Source organism: Streptomyces sp. CA-249302, assembly GCF_050936785.1.
Lineage (GTDB): Bacteria > Actinomycetota > Actinomycetes > Streptomycetales > Streptomycetaceae > Streptomyces.
This window is the reverse complement of the sequence record NZ_JBNJMG010000001.1, coordinates 6,970,136-6,994,162: the sequence shown is the minus strand read 5'-3', so window position 1 is coordinate 6,994,162 and position 24,027 is coordinate 6,970,136. Positions and strand designations below refer to the sequence as shown.

Genomic DNA, 24,027 nt, shown 5'->3' with positions numbered 1-24,027 from the left:
GGCATCCGCGTCCCGTAGTGGGCTACCGCTGGCGATCGGGGCCGCGTGGGTCAGCGCGGCAGGAGCCGTTCCACTCCTTCGCCATGCAGCAGCTGGGTGATGTTTTCCACGAGGCCGCCGAGGTCGTCGGCCGGTCCGGTGGCTGCGACGTAGATCGCGTCGTTGCCCACGGGGTGGAAGACGGCGGCGTCGACTCTGATCCGGCTGAGCTTGTCGGTGTAGTGGGCGTGGACGGAGCAGGCGGTCTGGCAGTTGCCTTTGAGCTGGGCGAGGACGCCGCGTTCCACGGCCAGCAGCCGGGCGGTGGCGGAGTGGTTGATGGCGTCGAGGAGGTGGGCGGCGGCGGTGTCGCCGCTGCGCTGCTCGACGACCAGCGTGCCCGCGCCGGTGGCCGGGGCCAGCAGCGTAGGCGGGATGAGCTGTGTGGCACGGTCCGCCTTGGACACCCGGCACAGTCCGGCGTAGGAGACCACGAGGGCGTCGAGCGGCTTGTCGCCTTCGCCGGCGTCGAGGCGGGCGAGGCGGGGTAGCAGGTTGCCGCGCACCGGCTGAATGGTGAGGTGGGGGTAGCGGGTGCGGAGTTGGGCGATGCGGCGCGGTGCGCTGGTGCCGAGGATGCTTCCGGGTGGGAGGTCGTCCAGGGTGGCGGCGGGCTGTCCGGCGGGGAGGACGAGGGCGTCCCGGGCGTCTTCGCGGGGCAGGACGGCACCGATGGTGGTGTCGGTGCCTCGTTCGTGGGGGCCGGGGAGGTCTTTGGCGCACGAGACGGTGACGTCGACGCGCGCGGCGGCCAGGGCCCGGTCCAGCTCGCGTACCCAGACGGCTTTGCCGCCGATCTGGGACAGGGGCCCCTGGTGCAGGTCGCCGGCGGCCTTCATCGGGGCGACGTGTACGGCAACTTGAGGGAAGGCGCGTTCGAGCAGGTCGGCGACGTGGGCTGCTTGGACCAGGGCCAGGTCTGAGTCGCGGGTGCCGATGACGAGTTTGGGCGGCAGGTTGGTCACGGACGGATCCTGTGATCGGGGAAATGGGCGGTGAGCAGGGTGACGATCGTGGTGATGGCGAGGCCGGCCGCGATCACGCCGACGCAGCCCAGCAGGTCGCGCAGCGTGCTCCACAACGGGTCGGCGGCCCATTTGCTGGGCCTCCGCGTGGCAGGCCGGATGGTGTGCGGCGGGTGGTGGCGGTTAGTCGGGGGTGCTGGCGGCATGTGATTCGCCGTTGGCCGAGGGAGTCGGCAGTACAATGGGTACGGCAGTGCCGTACTGGTTGGCCTGCATGAGGTACATGCGCCGGTATTGGGAATCAGGCCGCGCCATGAGCTCCTGGTGGGAGCCGCTCTCCACGAGGCGCCCTTCGTCCAGGACATAGATGATGTCGGCGTGCTGGACGCCGGCCATCCGGTGGCTGACCAGGACGACGGTCTTGCCCTCATCGGCCAGGCGGCGGATGCGTTCGAAGGACTCGATCTCGGCCTCCGGGTCGAGGGCGGAGGTGGGCTCATCGGCGATGACGAGGCTCGCCTGCCGATGCCGCAGCCGGGCTTGCCCGACCGTCTGCCACTGCCCACCTGACAGTTCCTGGCCGCCGCGGAACTGCCGGGCCAGCAGGGTGGAAAGACCGCGGGGAAGAGCGGCGGCGAGCTTGTCGGCGCCCGAGTAGGCGGCGGCGCGGGCGATGTCGTCGTCCGCGTTGCGTTCCGGCTGGCCGATCTGGATGTTGGTCCGCAGGGTGAAGGGCCAGCGCTGGAAGCCCTGATCGAGAGCGGCCACGTGCCGGAAGATGTCCACCCGGTCGGCCTCGACAAGATCGGTTGGCCCCCACAGGACGCGTCCGGCCGTGGGCCGGTGCAGGCCGGCGAGGAGCTTCACCGCGGTGGACTTGCCGCTGCCGTTCGCGCCGACCAGGGCGATGACGGCTCCGCGCGGGAAGGTCAGGGTCACCTCGTGCAGGGCGGGAGTGTCACGGTCCGGGTAGGCGAAGGACACGTTGTCGAAGGTGACCTGGTCGGGAAAGTCGCTCACGGGCCGGCCGCCCGTGGGGATGGCCCGGCGTTCGGCTTCCTCACGGAAGCGGTCGAGGTCGCGGACGTAGAGGGACTCCTCGTGCAGCCGCAGGATGTTGTCGACGAGGACGCCGAGGCTGGCTGAGCCGGTACGGATCGCGAGGGCGGCGGTGGCCACGGTGGCGGCGCTCATGTGGCCGGTCAGCCACAGCGCGCCCAGGCCCGCGAACGTGGCCGCCGAGGCGAGGCCGGCCATGGCCGCGGCGATCAGTTCGGTGACCGCACGGCCGTCGGCAAGACGGGTCTGTTCGGCCTCGGCGGTCTCGCCCATCTCGTGGAAGTGATCGAGCAGGAACGGGCCGACCTGGTGAACACGGATCTCCGTGGCGGATTCCCGTGCGGTGATGAGGTTGTTGACGAGCCGCTTGGCCCGCTCGTGCTCGATCCACTGCATCCGGGAGGCGTAGCGGCGCTGGGCCACATGCATGGCGCCCCAGCCACGGGGCAGCGCGATGAGCAGCAGCAAAGGCAGCAAGAGGGGGCTGAGGACCGTGACCACGCCGGCCGCGGCGACAAGCGAGAACAAACCGTTCACCACGGCCACGCAGATGCCGATCATGGTGCGGGAGGACTGGGCGCCGAAATAGGCCGAGTCCAGGAGCGTGCGGAACTCGCCGTCTTCGATGGCCTCAAGTTCCGCGTGGGCGGCGCCCTCCAGGAACTGCTCGGTGGCCAGCCTTTCCACCTTCGGCTCCAGCCGCCCGGTCCCCGCCGTCGACAAGCAGGCCAGGACGGTGCCGACCACCGCGATGATGCAGCCCGCGATCAAAGCCGGCAGGGCAGCGTGCAGCCGGGAGACGTTGTCCCCGTCCTTGAGGAGGGCTTGGATGACCTGGTTGGTGACCAGCAGCCCGGCGGCCTGGGTGATGCTCTGGCCCACCTCGGCGATCCCGATGGTCAACAAGGCGCGGCGGTCCGCCTGCCAGGCCAGGCGCAGGGTGCTGCCCACCAGGGCCGGCACCATCCGGGCGGCCTGCCCGAATTTGGTGTCCAGCCGCGCGTACTCGTGGCGTACCCATCCGAGGTTGTAGCGCAGCGCCCCGCCGAAGAGCGCGGCCTCGGACTCGGAGACGGCCTGTTCCGTCTTCCAGACCCGTTTCAGGAGCCGCTTCATCGCGCCTCCGATACGACAGGGCCGGGCAGGAGGCGGGACGTTCCGTCGATCAGCACGGCCGGCACGCCCGAGAGCAACGCGGCGTGCGCCGCCTGGATGCGGCGGGCGAGGCGGTGCGGCAGCCGCCCGAGCGCCTCCTCGACGGGCAGGAACTCGGCGGCTCCGATCTCCCCGTCCACAAAGCGCAGGGACTGCTTCTGCTGGTCGGTGAGGGGACCCACGTGGAACACCGTGACGACCATGGCCCGCCCGTACCGGGCAGCAGGGACCTGGTCCAGAACGAGGAACCGGCCGATCGGCACGCCAGTCAGGTCGAGTTCCTCGCCCAGCTCCCGCTCCAGGCCCTCGATCTGCGTTTCGCCCGCCTCCACCATGCCGCCAGGCATGTCGAAGCCGTCCTTGTAGGTCGGGTCGACCACGAGAATCCGGCCGTCAGCATCGGTGATCAAGGCGGTGCAGGAGGCCATGGGCGCCCCGACCTGGGCCCAGTACGCCCGTTGCTCGTCGGTGACCACGCGGTCAGGGCCACCGACCGACTGTGCAGCGGTGTCAGGTTCGCCGGACATGAGAGTCCTCCTCCAGGGCCAGAAGGGCAGTGCGGGGCATCGCGCCGGCAGGACTCCGGCACGAGGTGGGCGTCACGTGCGGGCGTCAGGGCAGGAGGGCCGCCAGGCCCGTGTGGGGAATCTCGATCGCGGCCTGCGGCGCACTCAACGGAATTCCCCAGCGGACTGCCGCCGTTTGGGCCGCGTACTCGGCCTGTTCGGCTCCGGCGCGTCCGAGGCCGAGCAGCTCGCTCGCCTGCACCGGGCTGACCAGCAGCCGGCCGTAGGTGATGCCGGTCGCGACATCCGGTTCCGCCGGCCCCAGGCAGTCGATGCGTGCGATGTACCGTGCCCGGGCGTTCGCCCCGGTGCCTGGGCCGTAGACCGCACCGTCCGGATCGAGGAGGTAGCCGAGGTAGGCGGCATCGTGCAGGCGCAGAGCCGCTTCTTCGGCGGCTTCACGCTGTGCTGCCGCCTTCGGCCCGTCGTCGTCCGTTTCGACCGTTCCGCCTGGCAAGACGACATGGCCGTCGCGCGGATCCACGAGGACGACGACCCGGCCGAGCGGGTCGAAAGCCCACACCCACGCTTGCTTCACGGGAAGGCCGGCAGCGGGCTCCATGGCCGGGTGCCAGGCAATGTCCTGGTAGCCGATCGCAATACGCGGGACGACGTCCAATCGCTGCAGTGCCTGTCCGAGCCCGATGATCTCACCGTCCTCCAGCACGGCGGGTCCGGCACGGTCGATCCGGGCACGCAAGGCAGCGAGCATCCGCCGCCTCTCGATCGGGCGCATCCGGCGTGCGGCCTGGGCCGGCGGAAGGAAGTGGAACGAGGTGATCTCGTTCTCAGGCAAGCGAATCCGGGCGATGTCGCTCTCCTCCAGGACGCCACCGTCCCAGATGGAGACCGTTTCACCAGGAAAGCCGTATACCGTCCTGTACTCCGGATTGGCCTTGCTGACCCAGTCGACTGCCAACAGTTGGTGTACGTGGGCGGACAACCCAAGCTCCTCGGCCACTTCTCGCACCGCCGCGTCCGAGGGCAGCTCCGGCTGGTCCACACCTCCGCCGGGCAACAGGAGCTTGCCCGGCCGGTACGCCGGATCGAGGACCAGGACCTTGCCCTCCGTATCGGTGAACAACACCGCGGCACCGCCCCAGAAGGCCGCGCGTGAGCGCGCATAGTCCTGCGGCGCCATCAGTCCTGCAGGTTCGCGCCAGTCGTCAGCAGGCATCGGGCCACCCCACCGTGCTCGCGCTCTGACCCCGCTGAATGCAGACCAGGGCTTGGCGTGTGTAACGCACCAGCTTCTCCGGCAGAGCCGAGAGCGACCACCACCGCAGCTCTGCACACTTGTCCGGTTCTGCAGCATGAGGCCGCCCGGCGTACTGCGTGGCGGTGAAGAAGATTTGGAGACGACTCTCGCGAGTCTTGGGGTTGTGGTCATGGACGGTGTGTGCGACCACCAGGTCTTCCTCGGCGAGGGCGATGCCCAGTTCCTCTCGAGCCTCACGGACCATGCCTGTGAGGAAGGATTCGCCCTCTTCGAGATGGCCCGCAGGAACGTGCCACCAGCCGTCGCACCAGGCGGTGCCGGCACGGAGGCCGAGCAGCACCCGGTCCTCCTGGACCAACACCAAGTGAAGCCCGATCACGGAGCGATACGGCAACGGATTCTCCGTGCCGGCATGTCGCAACGGGCGGAGGAGGGCTGACAGTGCCGGAAGTGAAGAGGCGGCTTCCCAGAGGCGGGACCGCTGAAGAGCATGCGCCTCCGTCGCGAGCCAGGGCACCGGTTTGGTGGGCGCAGGGACGGAGAGGGTTCCGTCGCGCGGGCGAAGCGCAGAAGCGGACGCAAACGGCATTACAGAGCCTCCCGGGCATGAAGAATCCACTCGACCTGCCGCCTGTGACCGCAGCGACCCGGGTGCCCGTTGCCGGACTCCGACGAGTCTATCTAGCCTGCGCAGTAAGGGTGTTGGGCGAGGCCGTGTTGTCGCAGCTTCCACTCGTTGTAGTAGTTCTTCGGAGTCTTCGGCGCGTCCCATCAATCCAGCAGGAGGTGCCACGGCTGCAGTTCTGGCCAGGGCGTGCGTTCCCTGCTGTCCGAAACAAGCTGCTCCTTAACACCGTCCAGCACACCAACGGCTTGGCCCCTTCCGGGTCTTGGATGACGTCCCGCCAGGTGGTGTAGGGGATCAAGGGGACGGAACGCGCACGTCAGTGGCGGTGGCCCCACCCCTGGGGCACCCAACCCGCCTCACCGGGACGCTTCGTGGGCCGCCGCGTCCACGGAGATCACCGTGGGCCTCGAACCGGAACGCGTAGCGCTTGATCCCCTACACCACGTCGTGGGACACGACCGGGTCTTGCCTGGCCCTCGCCTTCGATACCGCAGCTCGCCGCCTTGTAGAGGCCCCTAGGTACGCCCAGTGATCGGGAGAGCGGACTTCCGGAGAACCACCACCCACGACAGGTTGAGCAACGACGTGCGTGCGCGGTCCCGCTGTTCGGCAGCTGCGCCCCGGTCGTTGTCAGTGCCCGGGCGGAGAATCAGCGGATGGCCCTCGAACTGACGGCGGTCGGCGAGTCCGAGATCCTCGCCGCTGCCTTACGCGCGTACCTGTCCGAGACCCGCTTCGCCTTCACCGGTCTGACGGGAAAGGAGGCAACCCTGTGCATCACCCGCGCAGTGTCAGAGTGGGCGAAGGCGTCGGGCTGGCGGAACAGATGGGAAGCGCCAATGCGCTACATCGACCCGCCTCGCCGGATGGATGGGGGCTGCCGCATCTACTGGTCGCCGCCCTGGTCCGCCTACTTGGATCTCCGCCTGTTTCGCAAGGAGGGCCCTCCGGTCGCCGTGGAGATCGACCGCGAGGACGACAGCACCGCCGTGGACAAGCTCCGCGACGAGGCCCTTAGGGGGCGCCCCGCACTGTGGATCCGCTGGCACGGTGCCCTGCGTGCCGAGCTCCCGGCCGGTGTCGCCCGCCTGCACCTACCGACGCGGTCCAGCCGCTCTCCCGTCCGGTACTCGCTGACTCCCGTCACCAGCGCGGCGGCGATCGCCCTGGGCGAGGCAGTCACCCCCGAGGCCCGAGCGGACGCCCTGCACCGGGACCAGCAGCGGATAGCGGAGGAGAAGCATGCTGCCGCCCTCCCCCGGGACCTCGGTCCCATTCGGTGCTAGGGGGTTTCGGCACAATGATCCGAAGCAAACGACCACAGTGCGCGTAGAGGAAAGCGCCGACGCCGGGACTCGACACGGCGACTTAATTGGGCAGAACGCCGGCCTGGTGGCGCCACAGCGTGCTCTGGTCTTCCGCGTACGCGACAGTTCTCTGAGCAACGCCTCCGGGCATGGCCAGCGCGGGAAGTCACAGAGCAGAGATCGGTTCTTCCAAAGTGACCAAGGAGATCAAGCGGTGCAGCCGTATCCGTCCTAGTAGCGGGTCTGGTTCCAGTGCCGACAAAAGGCCGTACCCGGGTGGGGTTGCGGCAGTAGGTTGTGCCGATGACCGAATCCCTGCCGCCCGGCGGCGCCGTGCTCGATGTGGACGAAGTGGAGGCCCGGTGGGCGGATGCCTGGCGTCCGGAACAAGTCGCTGAGCGGATGGACGGGGTCGGCGCGCCCTGGTGCATCGCGGCAGGGTGGGCGCTGGATCTGTTTCGCGGGGAACAGTCTCGGCCGCACGGCGATCTGGAGATCGCGGTGCCCTCGGCTAGGTTCCCGGAGATTCGGCACCGCTTCCCCGAGTACGTGTTTGACCCGGTGGGTTCCGGGCGGGTCTGGTCGGGGGCGGGTGCCGAGGCGCTGGCGGCCACGCACCAGACCTGGCTGCGGGATCCAGCGAGCGGCCAGTTCCTGTTCGACGTCTTCCGCGAGCCGCACGAGGGCGAGACGTGGCTCTTCCGGCGGGACGAGAGGCTGCGGCTGCCGTACGACGCGATCATTGAGCGAACGGCGGACGGAGTCCCGTACCTGATGCCGGAGTTGGTGCTGCTGTTCAAAGCCAAGGCGACACGCCCCAAGGATCAGGCGGACTTCGCCGGAGTGCTGCCGCTGCTGGGACGGGCGCGGCGGGATGTCCTTAGTGGGTGGCTGACGCTCGTACATCCCGGGCATCCGTGGCTGGAGGAACTGGCGGGGTGAGTAGCGCGGGCGGCGCCAGAGGATGGCCAAGGACCGTCCCGCCTGCGAGGACTGGCTGACAGAGCCCGTCCTGAAACCCCGTCACCCTGCCCTGACCAGCTGATCAGTACCTCTCGCACGCCGGGGGAACCTCACGGTGGCACGAGGCGCCTTCTCGTTAGCGGCCAGCGAGGAAGCAGCGAAGCACTTGGTAGAGAGTGTCGGAGGTCCTCGCTCGATGCACGCCCGGCGTCACATCGGGCAGCGGCTGGGAGCCGACGAGTGCGGTACAGGTTCCGGCCCTGTGGCCGGCGTTGATGTCGCAGGAGGAGTCGCCAACCATCCACGATGCGGAGAGGTCGAGATCGAGGTCGTGGGCGGCTTGGTGGAGCATGCCGGGGGCGGGCTTCCGGCATGAGCAGAGCCTGCGGTATCGGGGCACCGTGCCGTCCGGATGGTGGGGGCAGGCGTAGATGCCGTCGAGCCGGACCCCGTGGCGGGCGAGGAGAGCGCGGAGTCGGTGGTGCATCGCGTCCAACGCTGTCGTGTCTAACAGCCCCCGCGCCAGCCCGCTCTGGTTCGTGACGACAACCAGGGCGAAGCCAGCGTGCTGGAGGGCGCGCAATGGCAAGCCGATATCCGGCTGTAGGACCAGCTCGTCGGGGTGGGAGGGATAGTGGCGCGGCTCGGTGAGGGTGCCGTCGCGGTCGAGGAACACCGCCCGTCGGCGCGGCCGACCAGCGCCTGTCGTCGGGGCGGGCGGCGCCGGTTCATTCTGTCTCACTGCTGCGGAAGGTCTCGAACAACTCGGCGGCGCGGGCTTCGATGGATTCGGCTGAGACGGTCGGCCGGTTGGCCAGGGCCTTGTCGAGAGCGGTCATGTCAGCGCAGGTGAAGTACTGGTAGGCGGCCGTGTCCGGGTTCGGTACCAGCTCGGCGAGCAGGGGCCGACCGGTGGCCTCACGGTGCAAACGGGCGCACCACTGCACCACGTCTGCGAAGGACGTCGCGTAACCGCCACCGAAGTTGTAGACCCCAGCCGGCACCGGCGGCTGCTCGGCGAGCTGGACGATGGTGGCAGTGACTGTCTCGACGGGAATGTAATCGCGGGCGGCGGTCAGGGAGTCGTCGAAGACGCGGATCTGTCCAGTGCGGGCGGCTTGGCGCAGGAGTTGGGACAGGATCGAGGCCATCGGGCCCTTGTCGGCTTCATCGGGGCCGAAGACGTTGGTATAGCGCAGCCCCACCCATTCGAGGCCGGTGACGTGGCGGGCGCGCATTTGCTGGTCGAGGGCAAGCTTGGAGGCGGCGTACGGGTTGAGCGGCCCGGAGCAGCGGGAGAGGTCAGAGTCCGCGTCCTCGGCGGTCGGCGTGCGGTGGTGGAGGGTGCCGTAGACGGAGTGCGAGGAGGCGTAGATCAGGCGGGCGCCGCCGGTGCGGCAAGCGTCGGCCAGCCGGAGCGGGCCGAGGGTGTTGGTCTCGTCCAGCTCAGGTCCGTGCGGAGCGCGAGTGTCGCTGATGCCGGCCTGGTGCACAACGGTGGCGTAGCGGCCGGCCGTGATCTCGGCGAGGAGAGCCGGGCTGGCGAAGTCGCCGCGCTGCCAGCGGGCCTTGCGGGCAAGGTGGTCGGGGGCTGGGCGCAGGTCGATGGCGGTGACGTGGTGTCCAGCGAGGTGGAAGGCGTCCACTGTGTGTCGGCCGATGAACCCGGCCGCCCCGGTGACCAATACGTTGCCTCCGGGGATCATCGGGCACCTGCCTGTTGGGTGAGCTGGTCGATGCGGTTAGTGGTGGAGTGACCGTCGAGGTAGGGCACCACGACGACCTCACCGTCCCAGCTCTCCACGAGGTCGGCTTCGGTGATCCGCTGGCCCGCATAGTCGCCGCCCTTGACCCAGATGTCGGGGCGGAGCTCGGCCAGCACCTTCTCGGGGGTGTCCTCGCCGAAGATGAGCACGCCGTCCACACAGTCCAGTGCCTCCAGCAGCGCGGCGCGCTCGCGTTCGCCGACGACCGGCCGGTCGTGCCCCTTGAGTCGGCGGACGGAGTCGTCGCTGTTGATGCACACCACCAGGGCGTCTCCGAGGCGACGAGCCTGGTGCAGGAGGGAGAGGTGTCCGGCATGCAGCAGGTCGAAGCAGCCGCCTGCTCCCACGACTTTCCCGCCGCGCGCTCGTACCCGCGCGGCTAGCTCCAGTGGCGCCGACGGGTCAGCGGGCTGCGGGACGTACAGGCTGGCGGGGCCGCCCGCTTGGACGTAGCTGGTCGCAGCATCGACGGCCGCGGCCACGGCGTGTGACGGCAGCCGTCCGGCACCGAGCATCACGGCTGCGGTGACGGCCAGCTGGTCACCGGCCCCACAGGTGTCCCCAGCGGCCGGGCGGCCCGGGACGACCAGGGGGTGGGAGTCGGGGTCTGCGATCAGGACCGCGCCGTTGTGCCCCTGGGTGACGGCGATCTGCTTGACCGGCCACGCGGCCAGAAGCCGCACGCCCCGCCCGACGTCGTCGCCGAGCTCCTGCGGCCCGCTGTCCCCGGTCAGGGCCCGGGCTTCGTCCGCGTTCGGGACGGCCAGGGCCGTCCCCCGGACTGGCTCGGCCCCCTTGGGGTGCGGGTCCCACACCAGCGGGCAGCGGCGGGCCGCGGCGGTGAGGGCCTGGCGGAGTTCGTCGTGTGCGCCGATGCCACGCCCGTAGTCACACACCAGTACGGCTGCGGCCTCGTCCAGCCGGGTGCGGGCGATGTCCGCAAGCGGGCCGAGCCGCAGCGGGGAGGTGGCCGTATCGAAGCGGAGCAGGGTGCGATCGGCGGCGCGGATACGGGTCTTGACCGGGGTGGTGCCGGCGGTGGCCATGTCGACGACCTCGACGCCTGCTTGGTCCAGCAGGGTGCGGACCCGGGCCCCAGGGGTGTCTTGTCCGAGGCCGCACACCAGGGTGACGCGCCAGCCCGGCTCCCGGGCGGCCAGGACTGCGGCCAGTCCGGCGCCGCCCGGACGGTCGATGGCCTGTGAGTCGGCGATGACCGGCACGGGGGCCTCCGGTGAGAGGCGGTCGGCCGTGCCTGTGATATCGCGGTCCAGCAGCACGTCGCCGACCACCACCAGCCGGCGCATGCCGTCCAGCTGTTCATCGTTGGACGCGGCCGGCCCGGTGAGGTGGGCGTCGATGGCCGCGCAAAGGACGTGCACGGCCACCAGGTGGCACTCCTGGACGGTGGCGGTCTGCTCGGTGTCCACGCACACCGCCTGATCGCTGGCCCCGGCGAGCGGGTTCGGTGCGGGGCCTGTCAGCGCCCAGACGGTGAGGCCGAGTTCCCGGCCCGCCTGGGCTGCGGCGAGCACGTTGGGGCTGGTGCCGGAGGTGGAGATCAAAAGTAGGACGTCGCCGGGGCGACCGTGTGCGCGGACCTGACGGGCGAAGACCTCCTGGGCGCCATAGTCGTTGGCGATGGCGGTCATCGAGGAGGAGTCTGCGTGCAGCGCGATGGCGGACATGGGCGCCCGCTCGGCGCGGAAGCGGCCGACGAGTTCGGAGGTGAGGTGCTGGGCCTCGGCCGCCGAGCCGCCGTTGCCCGCGACGAGCAGTCGCCCGCCCGCGGGCAGTCGGCCGGCGAGGAGGCTGCCCCATGCCTGGAGGCGGGCGACATCAAGCAGGGGTAACGCGACGGCGAGCGCCTGTATGTGCTCACGGCCCAGCTGGGGCACGATCAACTCCCTTGAAGGACAAAGAAGACAGCGTCGGGGCGGTTGCCGGGGTGCCGGCGCTCGCCGACCGGCGCCAGCACCCTGAGGGCTTAGGACGCGGCGGGCCGGTAGCGGGCAAACAGCGGGCCGTACGCGGTCAGTGCGCGGTCGCGCTCCAGGAGCGGATAGTCCAGGAGTTTCTCGACGATGCGGTGTTCGGCGAGGAGGCGCTCGGCGTGCTGGAGCAGCACGGTGTCGCCGAGTTCGGTGAGGTGGACGCCGTCGCTCCACACGCCGCCTGCCTGGTCGTCGGCGGGCAAGTGACGGGCGACGGCGGTGAACGGGGTCCACACGTCCAGGAAGTGCGCGCCGTACGCGGCTGCAGCCTTGCGGGCGGCCTCGTTGTATAGGGCGAGCTCGGTGTTCATGGCGGCGACGGTGCCGGGATCCTCGATGGGCCCGAACGGCGTCTCGCTGATGACGACGACCTGTCGGGAGTAGCCGGTCAGCTGCTCCAGCATGGTGGTCATGTGCCGGGTGTACTCCTCGATGTCGACCGCCTCGGACAGCCGGTTCTGGAAGCGGCGCCAGACGTCGTTGATGCCACAGCCGACGAACACCAGGTCGTAGTCGACGCCTTCGGTCGCCCGGTCGGCTTCCACGAGAGCGGCGACGTCCCGGCTTGTGGCACCGCCCTCGCCGTGGTTGCGGACATCGAAGCCGACGTGGGCGTGGGCGGCACGCAGAGACAGTGCGAGGCGGCGTACCCAGCCGCGCTGGTGCCAGCCCTCGACGGTGACCTTGGAGCCGACCTCGGGCAGGTTGGCCTGGGTGGTCATCTGTGTGTTGAACGCTTCGAGGTGCTCCATGATGCTCGTCCCGAAGAACCCGACGGTCAGGGTGCGCCGGTCCTGGCCCGCGACGGGGGCGCCGTCGAAGTGGCGGCGTACGCCGGCGGGGACGCCTGCGGCGACGGTGTCGGGGGCGATGCTGTGGGCGACGACGGCGTTCGCCCCGACCAGTGCGTTCGCCCCGATGCGGACACCGCCGGTGACCGTGACCTTGTTCGAGAGGGTTGCGCCCGTCTCGATGATGATCGGCGCGGCCTCGAACCCGGACGCCCACGGCACGAGCTGCCCGGTGGGCACGTTGGTCGTGGTGCGCGCGCGGTGGTTGTGGTCGTGGAGGTCGACCATGTTCGACAGGGCCGCGCCGTCCCCGAGGCGGATGCCGGCCATGGCGGAGATGAAGGTGTGCTCCCCGATGGCGACGTCGTTGCCGATGATGACGGTGGCGCCGCGGTGGACCTGGATGGTGGACCCGCGCCGGATGGAGACCCGGTCGCCGATCGTCAGGTGGGCGTCGGTGTCGAGCTCGATCACGAGGTCGTCGGGCAGGTCGCAGTCCTCGCCGAGAGTGAGTGCCGCGCCGTGCTGGACGCGCAGCCGGTCGGCTGCTGGCACGTCGGAGGTGGCAGGGGCTGTGCTGGTCATCGCGAATGGTCCTGTTCGCTGGATGTGGATGAGGGCCACGGGGCCGGTTCTCAACCTACCGGCCGTGAACGGATGGTGTCGGACAGTCAGTTAGGCCGGTCCTTGCGGATGAGGAACGGTCCGATGGCGAGTACGCCCAGCGGGCCTGCGGCGAACGTGGCGACCGCGTCGCGGGGGGTGCACACGATCGGCTCGGCCTCGTGGTTGAAGGAGGTGTTGAGCAGCGCGGGCGGACGGCCGGTCTGCTCGGCGAACGAGGAGAGCAGGCAGGCATAGGGGTCGGCGTCGTCGCGGGCGACGGTCTGCGGGCGCAGCGTGCCGTCGGTGTGGACGGCGGCCGGGATCATCTGGTGTGCGGACTCGGTGGCCTGCCTGGCGACGATCATGAATGGGTGGGGGACGTTCGTGCCGATCAGGTCGGGCGCGGCCTCCTGGAGGAGGGCAGGGGCGAGGGGCCGCCAGGGCTCCCGGTGCTTGACATGGTTGTTGATGTGGTCGCGGGCCCGGGTGTGGTGGGCGTCGGCGAGGATGCTGCGTCTGCCGAGCGCGCGGGGGCCTGCCTCCATGCGCCCCTGGAACCAGCCGACGGTGTGCCCGAGCGACAGGTGCCTGGCTACCACGGTCGGCAGGTCGTCGCCATGGTCGTGGAAGGCCAGGCCGTAGTCGGTGAGGGCCGTGGCGATGTCGCCCGGACTGAAGGCGGGGCCGAGGGCGGCGGTGGTCATTGCCGCGCCGGGCAGTGTCAGGTCGCCGCGGCGCACCGCAGCCTCAAGAGCTGCGCCGATGGCGCACCCGGCGTCCCCGGCGGCGGGCTGGACGAACAGCTCGTCCACGCCGCGCAGGGAGGCGAGGTGGCCGTTGGCGGAACAGTTCAGGCCGACGCCACCCGCGACGCACAGGCGCGAGGCGCCGGTGAGGGTGAGGGCTTCGCGGGCCAGCTCCGTCAGGCATTGCTCCAGCAGGTGCTGTGCCGAGGCGGCGAGGTCGGCATGCTCGGGCAGGTATCCGGTGTCGGGCACGGTGCGTCCGCAGGTGTAGGTGCGGGTTCGGTGGTGGCGCGGGATGCCGAGGTCGATGTACGCGGTGGCGTACGCGGCCTTGAGACGACGGTAGTAGCGCAGGTCGGTGTACTGGTCGTCGACCGCCTCGTCGGGGCGGATTCCGTAGCGGGACAGGTCCAGGTGGTAGCCCCCGGCGCGTGGGGTGAGGAAGTCCAGGGTGTAGCGGTCCGGATTGCCGTAGCCGGCCAAGCCCATGAGCTTGCCGGAACTCGTCCAGTCACCGAGCCCGACATGTTCGGCGACCGTCTCGTAGAACCAGCCCAGGGACTGGGAGAAGGGGAACTGGCGCAGGACCTTCAAGCCGCTGGTGGTGCCGTGGGCGAGGGTGGCGGAGATGCCGTCGCCGGAGCCGTCGACCACCAGCACGGCGGCCTCGTCGAACCCGGAAGGGTGGAACGCCGAAGCAGCGTGGGCGAGGTGGTGCTCGATCACGGTGACCTGCTTCGGCCGGTGGTGGCCGAAGAGGGCGGGATTGAGGAGCTCGGCGATCAGCTCGGCGTCCCTGCAGACCTCGCTCGGCGTGGGCCAGGTGGGATTGAAGGCGATGGCGATCTCGTCCACCTGGTCGAGGGAGATGCCGGCCTCGGACAGACAGTACGCCGCGGCCACCGCGCAGGAGCGAGAGTCCTTGTGGTGCTTGCGGCGGGAGAACCGTTCTTCCTCGGCGAAGGCGACGATGCGGCCGTCAATGACCAGGCAGGCGGAGGCGTCGTGGTAGTACGGGCCGCCCAACCCCAGCACGATTCCCAACGTGGTGCTCCTTCTCGCGGCCACCCACGCGCCCCGGCGTGGGGGCGGGTTCAGACGGTGGTCAGGTGCTCGATGGTTGCCTTGAAGACGGTCGGGATGTCGATGGTGTCCATGCAGCCGCCGACTCCGCCGCAGGCGACCTGGTGAGCGCACGGCGAGCACGGAAGCGCAGCGCGCAGTGCGGTCACGTTGGCCACGTGCTTGGGAATGACCTCGGCGCCATTGCTCGGCCCGAGCAGCAGCACGGTCGGCTTCTGGTGCGCGAGGGCGAGATGAAAGCCGAAGGAGTCCCCGGTCACCATCACGTCGACCAGGCCCGGCAGCGCGGCGGCCTCTTCCAGGCTGAGAGGCGCGTACGCCACGCGGGACTCGTCGGCGCCCCGCATCCGAAGGTGTCGGAGCAGGGCCTCGCACGCAGTCCGGTCGCTCGGGCCGCCGAGAAGGGCCAACTGCGCCCCGTGGTCGATGAGGGCGTCGGCGAGCTCGGCCCAGTGCCGGGCCGGCCACAGCTTCGTCGGCAGGGACCCGCCCAGGTTCAGGCATACCCGGGGGCCGGTCCGTTCCCCGAGCAGCCCGGCCGCGCGCCGCCGGGCGGCCTCCGGTACGTCAAGGATGTACGGCTCGCCCGCGTACTCGTATCCGGCGACGGCGAAGTACAGCTCGGTCCACGTCTGCTGGTTGCCGGTGGTGCGGTAGTCGTTCCAGGTGTTCTGGCGGAAGAACTGCATCGCCGCCTCGCCCATCGGATACAGGGCGTGGTGGGGGCCGCCGAAGGCGAGCCCTGCCTTGTGCCCGGCGTCGATGCGGTCCACCAGCGCTGCCGCGGACGGGGTTCGCTCGAAGGAGTACACCGCGTCGAAGCGGCGTGACGGCAGCTGGGCGGCGGCCTCCCAACCGTGGACGAGGACCTCGTCGACGTACGGGTTCATCCGCAGGATCGGCGCGCACGCCTCGTCCACCAGCCAGGTGATGTGCGCGCCGGGCTTCTGGGCGCGGATCCGCGCGGGGAGCGGGGAGGCGATGAGCATGTCCCCCAGCAGGCCGAGCATCACGATCAGCACCCGATGGTCGACCCGGTCGTGGTGCGGGCAGCCGTGACAGGGCCGCCACTGGCGGCACGGCATCCCGCCGGCGAAGTGCCGGCAGTCCGGGCGGATCTCGAACGTGTCCGTCGTGTGCACGGGGCCGAGGAAGAGGCCCCGGGCGGGGAGTTGTTCCGGAATCACGCACCACCTCCTGCTTCGAGGGCTGCCAAAGCCGTGTGCAGGACCCGCTCGTCTGCCCCCTCAGGCTGGTGTGCTTCCGCGAGGGCCCGGGTCCGCGCCGCCAGGGCGGACGGCTCCCGGCCGTCGCGCAGCACGTCGGTGAAGATGTCGGCGAGCTCGTCCATCGCGGCCTCGCCCATCCCGGCCCAGGACACCTCCTGCACGCCCAGGCGGAGCCCCGCCGGAGCGGTGATGTGCGGCAGCGGGATCGCGTTGACGACGATCCCCGCCTCGAACAACCGACGGGAGGCGTCCTCGGCGGCCATCAGCGGGGCGATGTCGATCCACAGCTGATGGCAGTCGGTGAAGCCGCCCTTCTCCCCGCATACCGTGAACCCCCGTTCGGCCAGCGCCGCTCCCAGGCGGCGGGCGTTGGCGACCGTGGCCAGCGCGTAGGCGGCGCCGTGGGCGTCCATCTCGGCGGCGGCGACGGCCAAGGCGACGACGTCGGCCGGATGGTGGTGGGAGACGAAGTGCGAGGCGTGCTCATCAAGCCGGGCTGCGAGTCCGGCGTCATTGGTGGCCAGCAGCCCCTTGTGTGGCCCTGGGTAGGTCTTGTGGGTGGAGCCGCCGAGACTGTCCGCGCCTTCCACGAGCGGGTTCTGCCAGGCGCCGCCGGCGATGAGGCCCAGAGTGTGGGAGGCGTCGTAGTGGATCACTGTGTCGGAGCCGACCACCTCGCGCAGCCCGGGAAGGTCGACGGGAAACAGGCACATGAACGCGTCCAGGTACACCAGCTCCGGCTGCGGCCCGCCGGCCAGCCGGTGGGCGAGGGCGGCCAGGTCTAGGGTCCAGGAGGCCGGGTCGATGGGCAGGTCCTTCATACGCAGGCCCAGCCGAGTGCCAATGAAGCGGGTCGAGCCGTGGCCGCCGTCCCTTTCCGCCCAGTTGAACGCCACCTCCCCGGGGCGGGCCAGCGCCGACAGCGCCACTGTCAGCGCCGACACCCCTGACACCGGCTTGAGGTTCACGTGCCGCGCACCCATCTGCGCGCCGAGCCGTACAGCCGCAGCCCGCTCGATGGCGACCAGGTCCTGCCGTCCCGGCCACGCCCAGTTCTCGCCTCCCCCGTCGGAACCGGGGAAGGCGTAGCGCACGGCGGCCTCCATCAGGTGCGGGATACGGGCGGCTAGCGACAGCCCGTTCTCGCTCGGCACCAGATGCAGCCGGTGCCGAGCGGCCTCGTGGTGGGCTGCCGCCTGTCGCAGGGGGGTGAACGCGTCGGACGGGGTGCGGGTCACGCAGCGGTCTCCTGACGGTCGATGACGAGCGGCACCGCCATGAGCGGGGCCTTGGCGGGCCGGTAGCGGATCCGTCCGGGCAGCCCGCCGGGAAGACGCGGCACGCCCCGATGAAGGACCGAGGCCATGGTGGCGAGGGCCATCAGCTCCGCGAGCGGCCGGCCCAGGCAGGCATGCGCGCCCCCGCCGAACGCCCACAACCGCGCACCACGGGCCTCGCCGTCGAGGAACCGGCCCGGGCGAAAAGCGTACGGCTGCGGAAAGACCTCGGGGTCGAAGTGCCCGGCCGACGGGGAGTACGCCACCCGCGTGCCGGCCGGAATCCGGTAGCCGCCCAGGTCCACCGGACATACTGCCTCCCGCATCGAGAGCAGGTTCGGCGAGTGCAGACGCTGAGTCTCGGCGAGAACCGCCCGCAGAACAGGCAACTCATCCCGCCGGGCCAGCACCCCCGGCGTCACCATTGCCGTGTGCGCCTCCGCCTGCGCGCGCGCCGCATCCTCCCGGTTGCTGGCCAGCTCGACCAGACACCAGGTGATCAGGCTCGCCGTCGTCTCCCGCGCCGCGATCAGCAGCGCCAGCAGATGATGGGGCAGCGGCCCCGCCGCCTGCGGCGCATCCTCGAACGCGGTCACCAGCCCCGCCAGCGCCGAGCCCGGATCCCGCTTCATGACGATTCCCGCCGCCCGCCGGGCGAACAGGGCATGCAGCCGCCGACGGGCTGCGCGCCCCGCCCAGTACCGGCCGGTCATCAACCGATCCCGTCCCGACGGGGCACCGGTCGCGGCGACGAACCGCTCGAAGACGGCCGCGAACACGGCCGCGTCCGCCTCCCCGGGAACGATGCCGAGCAGAATCCGGGCGCTCAGCTCGCCGGTGAGAGCCCGGGCCGCCACATACAGGTCCGCGACGCCGTGCTGAGCCCACCGTTCCGCAGCTGGGCCCGTCACCTCCAGCAGGGACGACACATAGCCGGGCAACGCCCGACCCCCCAGCGCGGGACGCAGCCGACGACGGGCCTCGGCGTGACCGTCGCCGGAGAGATTGAACAGGGCCTGGCCGAACAGGTCATGCACCAGCGGGGTGTTGAGCACCTCCAGACGACCGCGCTCGCCGGCGAACAGCTCACCCAGGCCCGCCCCGGTGCCGACCAGCACCGTCTCGTTGCCGTCGACCGTCATCCGGAACACCGGCCCGTACTGACGGTGGCCTTCCTCAATGGCGCCCAGCGGGTCCCGGTCGAAGCGCTGCACCGTGTGGTGCGGGGGTAACCCGCAGGCGGCAGGTGTGACCCCCTGATCAGACACCTGACCGCTCCACGAGGGTCAGCTGCAGCGCCGCGCGGGCGGTGATGGCCGCGTGGTCGAGCCCCGTCACCTCCAGGGGCGGTCGACAGGCGCAGTCCTGGGGCAGGTCGTCCGCCTGGCCTGTTTCCCCGAATCGCATCAAGGCGTCCACCACCCGGTCCGCGCAGGCCGGGCAGGCGTCGGGGAACACCGACTCGAAGTCGGTGCCCCGCAGGTTCACACACGCCACCCGCACCGCGAGCCGCTCGTGGACCCGGCGTATCGCCTCCACCACGGTCCAGAGGTTCGGCGGCGTGTACTGCCCCGCCTGCCACAGCTCCCACGCCACGGTATTCGGTGACACCCGCGTCGGGCACAGCGTCATCCCGCTCACCCCGAGCCCGGTCAGATAGTCGACCGACTGCACGACGTCGGTCACCGCCTCGCCATCAGTCAGGAACGGCGGCTTGACCATCAGGTAGATCTTCGGATCCACCCCCTGGTCGGCCATCACACTCAGGGCGCGCTCGAAGGAAAGCTGGGAGATCCGGGTGTTCACCAGCGTCTCGCGCACCAATACGTCCGCAGACTGCAGGCCGATCCCGATCTCCAGTCGCACCTCGCCCAGCGCCCGGACGAACGGGGCAAGCACCCCCTCGGTGACGAACTGCGGCAGCGACTCCACCACCAAACGCTTCACCCCGGCCGCCGCGACCAGCCTGGCGATCTCCACCTGGACATCCCGCGGGATCTCTCGCGGTGCAAAGAAGCTGCCGTCGTTGTAGAGGGAGAGCACCTCGTACGGTGGCTCTCCCTCAGCCCGCGCCAGGGTGCGCTGCACCTGATCCAGCAGGCTCTCGCGGGAGGTCCCACCGTCAATGCCGTAGTTGTTCAGGTTGGTGAAAGGGCACATCGTGCAGGTCGGCACCGAGCAGCCGCCAGACATGACGATCACTTTCTTCCGGCCGACAACCTCACCGTCCGGCAGCCGAATCATGTCGAAGTCTACGAACCGAGGCTCCGCCGGCTTTGCCTGCGTCCCCGAAGTGCGTAACTGTAAGGACAGATCACCGATCCGGCGCCGCAAGTCCTTCACCGTCACCGGCGAGTCGAGCGCGTACTCAGGCATGTGGAGCCCCCCTTGATCCCCGGTCGATCAGTCGGGTCTGCCCGCGGACCGGAAGCGCGGCGCAGCCGTCACGAATCCTCAGAAGAGCCGAAGATTCAATGCTTGGGAAGACGGCCTCGAACCCACCAGCCCAGTGGATACGAACCGGGCAGACGACAACACTGCGATACGCAACGCCCGCGCATTCCGATGGCCTAGGAGCTGTAGCGAGAACACATGCTCGCCTTGAGGGTGGCGAAGACACCGGCACACTCGACGAGTCAGCAGAGCGGATTCCGCTCAGTAGCCGACGGTCCGCCGTGGACAGCATGACGGGGCCTCCCAGGGGACGACGAATCAATCCACTTGCCGCCTATGACCGCGACGACCCGGGTGCCCGTTGCCGGACTCCGGCGAGTCTATCTGGCTTGTCCGGCAAGGACCATGAGACGAAACCGCCTGGCTCATCGGCGCCCCGATGCTGACCGCCGCCGTGGCCAGCGTCTGGTGGGCAAGCCCGCTCTGAACCGGCCTCGCCGCAGTTGGTGTCTGCTGCACGGCTCCGCCACCACCGCCCGGCTGCTCGCCGTAGTACCGGCTCTGCACCAGGGCTTTATCCTGCCCGCCACCACCGAGCCAGCGCCCCGCTTTACCAGCGCGTCCGATCGCGCTCGTCACGGCTGGCCCTTCTAGCCCTTCGTCCCGCTGGCTGGGCCCTGGCGGCTGATCTGGGCCACGTCCACCGGACGCCGCCCCGGCTTCGGTAAGGCTGAACGCTGAACACCTTCAACCCCGAGTAACAGAGGGAGCCCTCATGGCTGAAACCGGCACCACGACTGTCCGCAACGCCGCCAAGGCCGTCGTCCTCCATGACGGCCGAATCCTGCTCCAGCGCGCCCACTGGGAGGGACAGGACTGCTACTTCCTTCCCGGCGGCGGCCAGCACCCCGACGAGGCCCTCGGCACCCTGGCCGCCGCGAGGTCCACGAGGAGACCGGCCTGAACGTCACGCCCGAGCGCCTACTTTGGCTACGCGAGTACATAGGCGCCCATCACGGCGGCGCCCCGTAGGACCACCGGGTTGAAGCGATCTTCCTGTGCCGGCCCCAAGGAGCCCCCGGCTGGCTCGGCGGCAACGCCGAAGACGACGCGCAGACCGGGTTGGAATGGGTGGAGCCGGAAAAAGTGCCCGACCTCAACCTGCTGCCCCACGGCCTGCCAGGCCCGATCGCCGACCTCGCCCACGGCGAGCCTCTCACCCGTTACCTCGGCGACATCGCCTGACCGTGAGGATCAATGGCCGGGTCCCCGACGGCGCCACCGAAATCACTACCGACCAGGCCAACCTCGCCTGGTACATCGGCGCACGCAAGCCGTACATCCTCAAGCGCTCCAGTGACCCGGCCCGTGCCGCCAGCGAACCCGCCGTCATCACCCTCCTCACCCACCACAGGGTTCCCAGCCCCCGCCTGCTGCACGCTGGCGTAGAAAGGCCGCTGGCCGTCACTGACCGTTGGAACCGCAACGAGCCGCCTTGACCCGTCCCGTGGGGCAGAATCCCAATGACCACCGATGAAGGGAGAGTTGATCCGGTGCGACCCAGCCAGCAGATGCGTGACCTTGGCATCGTCCAGTACGGTGCCCCCATTCTGGCCGAGACCTCCCGCCCCTTTGGGCTCCCTGATGAGCGGGAGACGACCGACAGGGTCATCAGCCAACTCCTCGACGCCATGGAACGGATCCGCCGCGCGCACGACTTTTCCGGCAAGGGCCTGGGCCTGGCTGCGCCGCAGATCGGAATCAGCCGGGCCGCAGCCGTCGTCCAGCCGCCCAATGCGGACCCAATCGTGCTCCTCAACCCACGTATTACTGCCGCCTCCGACGAGATGGACGAGAAGTTCGAAGGGTGTCTGTCGTTCTTCGACGTACGGACCCCGGTCCCCAGGCCCCTGCAGATCACCGTCGAGACGGTCACGCCTGTCGGCAGCACCGCGACCACGGTCTATGAACGGGGCGAAGCTCGGCTCATCGCACACGAGATCGATCATCTCGGCGGTCTTCTACTGCTGAATCGGGTACGGCCCGGCGTGGCCCCAATTCCCGTCGAGGAGTACCGCACGACGGCCGAAGCCACCGGCCGGGCCTGGTCATACGAGTGGAAGACGCAGGACCCCGAGCGGCACGCACGTCTCGGACCGCCAGAAGGCATGTGAACATCGCTGGCTCAGCGGAGATCAGGTCCGCCCGCCTCGGCGAGCTCGCCTAGCACACTAATCGCCTCGCCGGCGTCGTCCGGAACGTCCGAGCCGACATCAGGAAAGGAACCGGATGCCTCCTCGTCGGCGAGATGCGGGTACTTCTCAAGGAGGAACCGCCGCCGGTAGGCCAGCTCGGCGGCGTCGACGATCCCCTCCAGAGTGGTCCAGTTGAGGGTGCCCCCGACGAGAATCCCGACTGCGGGTACGGCCTTGCCGAGTCCCTCCTTGGTGAGCCGAAAGCCGAACGCCTTCGCGAACTGCGTGGAAACCCTGGCGACAACCGCCTCGTTCAGGGTCTTCCACGTCTTGCCGCGAAAGAGTGCTTGGGTGAGCCGCGAGATGTCGGCCATCGCGGCGTTCTTGGCGGTTGCCGAGCTCGCCGTCCCGGCGTTGACGACAGACATCACGAAGAGCTTCTCGGCAGGCTCTTCGGGGTCGTAGCCGTAGAACAGCGAGACCTGGCCAACGGCGCGGGACGCGAGTCCGAGGACGACTGCGGTGTCGGCAGTAAACGCGCCGACGATCGCACCTCCCGAAGGCGCTGCCGCGGCACCAGCGGAGGCGGCGATGACGAGCTGTCCTCCGGAGATCACCAGTCCCGCGCCCGCTCCCGAGAGCGCTGCGCCGGCCGGGTAGTACCAACTCGCTGCTCGTCCACGGACAGCGTCGATCTGCTGGAGGTCGAGGTGGCGCAGGTCGGCCAGTGAGACAACGTCGTGTCCGCGCTTCTTGTGGCGCACCACCACCCGTTTGGAGGAGAGTCCCGCTCGCGAGACCCGTCCCACCGTCTTCCGTACGGACTGAGAAGCAGCGCCGCTCCAGTCCGGGAGGGCGTCGGCGGCTCCGCGAGCTCCGGCGCTGACCTTGTGAGCGCCCTTGGCTGCGATTTCCTGTCCACGCGAAACCACCGATTGGGCACGTGGGTGGCTCTCCAGGTACTTCGCGGCACGCTTGCCGAGTTCCGCGGCGCCGGTGGCCACTTGCTCGCCGGCGTTTCTCATCACTCGTGACAGTGGGCGGCCCTTGAAACGTTGGATGTCACGCCAGGCCGCGAGCTCGTATTCCGAGGGATCTGCCATGCCGCGATGGTAGTGGCCAAGACCTCCGCGCGGATCAGCCCCTCTCTGCCCAGTAGTTCTCCAGCATCTCGCCGGGCCACGCGGGCTCGTGAACAGGGCCGCGCGGCCCCATCTCGATGAAGAACGGAGACAGGTCGTAAATCTTGGTGCCGACCACGGCATCCAGGTCGATCACCCGCAGACGAAGACCGTCGACCTCCAGCAGGCGGGGAAAGGACTGCGCAAGCTGATTGGGGCGCCGGTGGTTGCGGTGCGCGAAGGTGCCTGTGGCCGGCCACCGTGTGTTCCCACGCGGGCGGCGGGCGTGGTACTCGACGTCGCCCCGGGACGCTTGGTCAAAGCACCACACGACCACCAGATGAGAGAACTCATCCAGGCCCTGCACAGAGTCGAGGGGGAACTCATCCTCGTCAAGCTGAATTACCGACTCGACGCCGCCCCAATAGTCATCGGCGACCTCCGCACGGCCCGCAACAACTTGACCGATCGGCTTGATCTCCAAAGTCATGGTCCGGCCCTTCAGCTCTACCTCAACGACGGTTGCGATCAATCTACTTGGGCCAGATACGTGAACGCCGCGGCGTCGAGCACGGCCACCGCTGGGATGCCACATTTCGGGAAGGGCGACAGAAGTTGTCGCATCTCAAGGGCCCTCTGCCGCGCGCGGCCGAAGTAGATCCCGACTTCCATCGCGTCCGGGACGCTGGTTCAAGTCACGCAGACTACTTCGACGCCACCTTGTGCGATCTGCGTCGCGCCCGCGTGCCCCAGGGTCACCGCGTGCGCCGGCAGGAACGCTGTTCCCCGCGTGCGCACGAAGCGCCGGCACTCCTTGATTGAGCCGCAGGCCAAGATCAAAGATCGGATCCGCGCGACGAGACAAGTCGCCCTTCTGGAAGCGGTCTCTGCGCCAGCGCCATTCGCTGGCCTCCTCGCGGGCCC

22 protein-coding genes are annotated in these 24,027 nt (G+C 69.6%); 5 read left to right on the top strand and 17 right to left on the bottom strand.

All coding sequences use genetic code 11. The features are described from left to right. Positions 1 to 50 precede the first annotated feature (50 nt). From hemC to ACQEWB_RS31740, 6 genes are all read right to left on the bottom strand, one after another. Complete coding sequence (gene hemC, locus ACQEWB_RS31765; RefSeq protein WP_432837022.1) at positions 51 to 1,004, bottom strand: hydroxymethylbilane synthase; 954 nt, start codon at positions 1,002 to 1,004, stop codon at positions 51 to 53. After that, entirely contained in the window at positions 1,001 to 1,210 is a 210-nt protein-coding gene (locus ACQEWB_RS31760) for a hypothetical protein (protein WP_432837020.1), read from the bottom strand. The genes hemC and ACQEWB_RS31760 overlap by 4 nt, the downstream gene beginning before the upstream one ends. Next, on the bottom strand, positions 1,188 to 3,179 hold the full coding sequence (locus ACQEWB_RS31755) for an ATP-binding cassette domain-containing protein (RefSeq protein ID WP_432837018.1): 1,992 nt from the start codon (positions 3,177 to 3,179) through the stop codon (positions 1,188 to 1,190). Before ACQEWB_RS31755 ends, ACQEWB_RS31760 begins: the two co-directional genes overlap by 23 nt. After that, complete coding sequence (locus tag ACQEWB_RS31750) at positions 3,176 to 3,745, bottom strand: NUDIX domain-containing protein (protein ID WP_432837016.1); 570 nt, start codon at positions 3,743 to 3,745, stop codon at positions 3,176 to 3,178. The genes ACQEWB_RS31755 and ACQEWB_RS31750 overlap by 4 nt, the downstream gene beginning before the upstream one ends. A gap of 85 nt (positions 3,746 to 3,830) precedes the next feature. Next, positions 3,831 to 4,961, bottom strand: coding sequence for an NUDIX domain-containing protein (locus tag ACQEWB_RS31745; protein ID WP_432837014.1), 1,131 nt, complete (start codon positions 4,959 to 4,961; stop codon positions 3,831 to 3,833). Next, positions 4,951 to 5,397: an NUDIX hydrolase gene (locus ACQEWB_RS31740; protein ID WP_432837012.1), complete on the bottom strand. Its 447-nt coding sequence runs from the start codon at positions 5,395 to 5,397 to the stop codon at positions 4,951 to 4,953. Before ACQEWB_RS31740 ends, ACQEWB_RS31745 begins: the two co-directional genes overlap by 11 nt. A gap of 890 nt (positions 5,398 to 6,287) precedes the next feature. Here ACQEWB_RS31740 and ACQEWB_RS31735 point away from each other — a divergent pair. Both ACQEWB_RS31735 and ACQEWB_RS31730 read left to right on the top strand, forming a co-directional pair. Further along, entirely contained in the window at positions 6,288 to 6,917 is a 630-nt protein-coding gene (locus ACQEWB_RS31735) for a hypothetical protein (RefSeq protein WP_432837010.1), read from the top strand. A 324-nt stretch (positions 6,918 to 7,241) separates the two neighbouring features. Next, the gene (locus tag ACQEWB_RS31730) at positions 7,242 to 7,880 is read left to right on the top strand and encodes a nucleotidyltransferase domain-containing protein (protein ID WP_432837008.1); all 639 of its coding nucleotides are present in this window, start codon (positions 7,242 to 7,244) and stop codon (positions 7,878 to 7,880) included. A 157-nt stretch (positions 7,881 to 8,037) separates the two neighbouring features. Here ACQEWB_RS31730 and ACQEWB_RS31725 read toward each other — a convergent pair whose 3' ends face one another. The 9 genes from ACQEWB_RS31725 to ACQEWB_RS31685 all read right to left on the bottom strand — a co-directional run bounded on the left by ACQEWB_RS31725 (position 8,038) and on the right by ACQEWB_RS31685 (position 19,769). Then, positions 8,038 to 8,577 (bottom strand): D-glycero-alpha-D-manno-heptose-1,7-bisphosphate 7-phosphatase, encoded by a 540-nt coding sequence (locus tag ACQEWB_RS31725; RefSeq protein ID WP_432837006.1) that lies wholly within the window; start codon positions 8,575 to 8,577, stop codon positions 8,038 to 8,040. A 52-nt stretch (positions 8,578 to 8,629) separates the two neighbouring features. After that, a complete protein-coding gene (locus ACQEWB_RS31720) occupies positions 8,630 to 9,607 on the bottom strand; it encodes an NAD-dependent epimerase/dehydratase family protein (protein ID WP_432837004.1) in 978 nt (325 codons plus the stop codon). Continuing rightward, entirely contained in the window at positions 9,604 to 11,565 is a 1,962-nt protein-coding gene (locus tag ACQEWB_RS31715) for a PfkB family carbohydrate kinase (RefSeq protein WP_432837002.1), read from the bottom strand. The genes ACQEWB_RS31720 and ACQEWB_RS31715 overlap by 4 nt, the downstream gene beginning before the upstream one ends. Before the next feature lie 89 nt (positions 11,566 to 11,654). Beyond that, positions 11,655 to 13,037, bottom strand: coding sequence for a GDSL-type esterase/lipase family protein (locus ACQEWB_RS31710; RefSeq protein ID WP_432837000.1), 1,383 nt, complete (start codon positions 13,035 to 13,037; stop codon positions 11,655 to 11,657). Between the two features lie 86 nt (positions 13,038 to 13,123). Beyond that, positions 13,124 to 14,839, bottom strand: coding sequence for a carbamoyltransferase family protein (locus ACQEWB_RS31705; protein ID WP_432844119.1), 1,716 nt, complete (start codon positions 14,837 to 14,839; stop codon positions 13,124 to 13,126). 59 nt (positions 14,840 to 14,898) lie between these two features. Continuing rightward, the gene (locus ACQEWB_RS31700; protein ID WP_432836998.1) at positions 14,899 to 16,074 is read right to left on the bottom strand and encodes a glycosyltransferase family 9 protein; all 1,176 of its coding nucleotides are present in this window, start codon (positions 16,072 to 16,074) and stop codon (positions 14,899 to 14,901) included. Beyond that, positions 16,071 to 17,354 (bottom strand): hypothetical protein, encoded by a 1,284-nt coding sequence (locus ACQEWB_RS31695; RefSeq protein WP_432836996.1) that lies wholly within the window; start codon positions 17,352 to 17,354, stop codon positions 16,071 to 16,073. Before ACQEWB_RS31695 ends, ACQEWB_RS31700 begins: the two co-directional genes overlap by 4 nt. Further along, positions 17,351 to 18,607, bottom strand: coding sequence for a cytochrome P450 (locus ACQEWB_RS31690; protein WP_432836994.1), 1,257 nt, complete (start codon positions 18,605 to 18,607; stop codon positions 17,351 to 17,353). Before ACQEWB_RS31690 ends, ACQEWB_RS31695 begins: the two co-directional genes overlap by 4 nt. Positions 18,608 to 18,653: 46 nt before the next feature. Beyond that, positions 18,654 to 19,769: a hypothetical protein gene (locus ACQEWB_RS31685; RefSeq protein WP_432836992.1), complete on the bottom strand. Its 1,116-nt coding sequence runs from the start codon at positions 19,767 to 19,769 to the stop codon at positions 18,654 to 18,656. Between the two features lie 793 nt (positions 19,770 to 20,562). On the opposite strand from ACQEWB_RS31685, the gene ACQEWB_RS31680 reads away from it, so the two are divergent. From ACQEWB_RS31680 to ACQEWB_RS31670, 3 genes are all read left to right on the top strand, one after another. Further along, positions 20,563 to 20,751, top strand: coding sequence for a hypothetical protein (locus tag ACQEWB_RS31680; protein WP_432836990.1), 189 nt, complete (start codon positions 20,563 to 20,565; stop codon positions 20,749 to 20,751). Between the two features lie 283 nt (positions 20,752 to 21,034). Continuing rightward, entirely contained in the window at positions 21,035 to 21,286 is a 252-nt protein-coding gene (locus ACQEWB_RS31675) for a hypothetical protein (RefSeq protein WP_432836988.1), read from the top strand. Positions 21,287 to 21,310: 24 nt separating this feature from the next. Further along, positions 21,311 to 21,961, top strand: a complete 651-nt coding sequence (locus ACQEWB_RS31670) for a peptide deformylase (RefSeq protein ID WP_432836986.1) — start codon at positions 21,311 to 21,313, stop codon at positions 21,959 to 21,961. Between the two features lie 11 nt (positions 21,962 to 21,972). On the opposite strand, the gene ACQEWB_RS31665 is transcribed toward ACQEWB_RS31670, so the two are convergent. Then, positions 21,973 to 23,085, bottom strand: coding sequence for an EcsC family protein (locus ACQEWB_RS31665; RefSeq protein ID WP_432836984.1), 1,113 nt, complete (start codon positions 23,083 to 23,085; stop codon positions 21,973 to 21,975). A gap of 34 nt (positions 23,086 to 23,119) precedes the next feature. Then, entirely contained in the window at positions 23,120 to 23,593 is a 474-nt protein-coding gene (locus tag ACQEWB_RS31660; protein WP_432836982.1) for a TrmO family methyltransferase domain-containing protein, read from the bottom strand. Between the last annotated feature and the right edge of the window lie 434 nt (positions 23,594 to 24,027).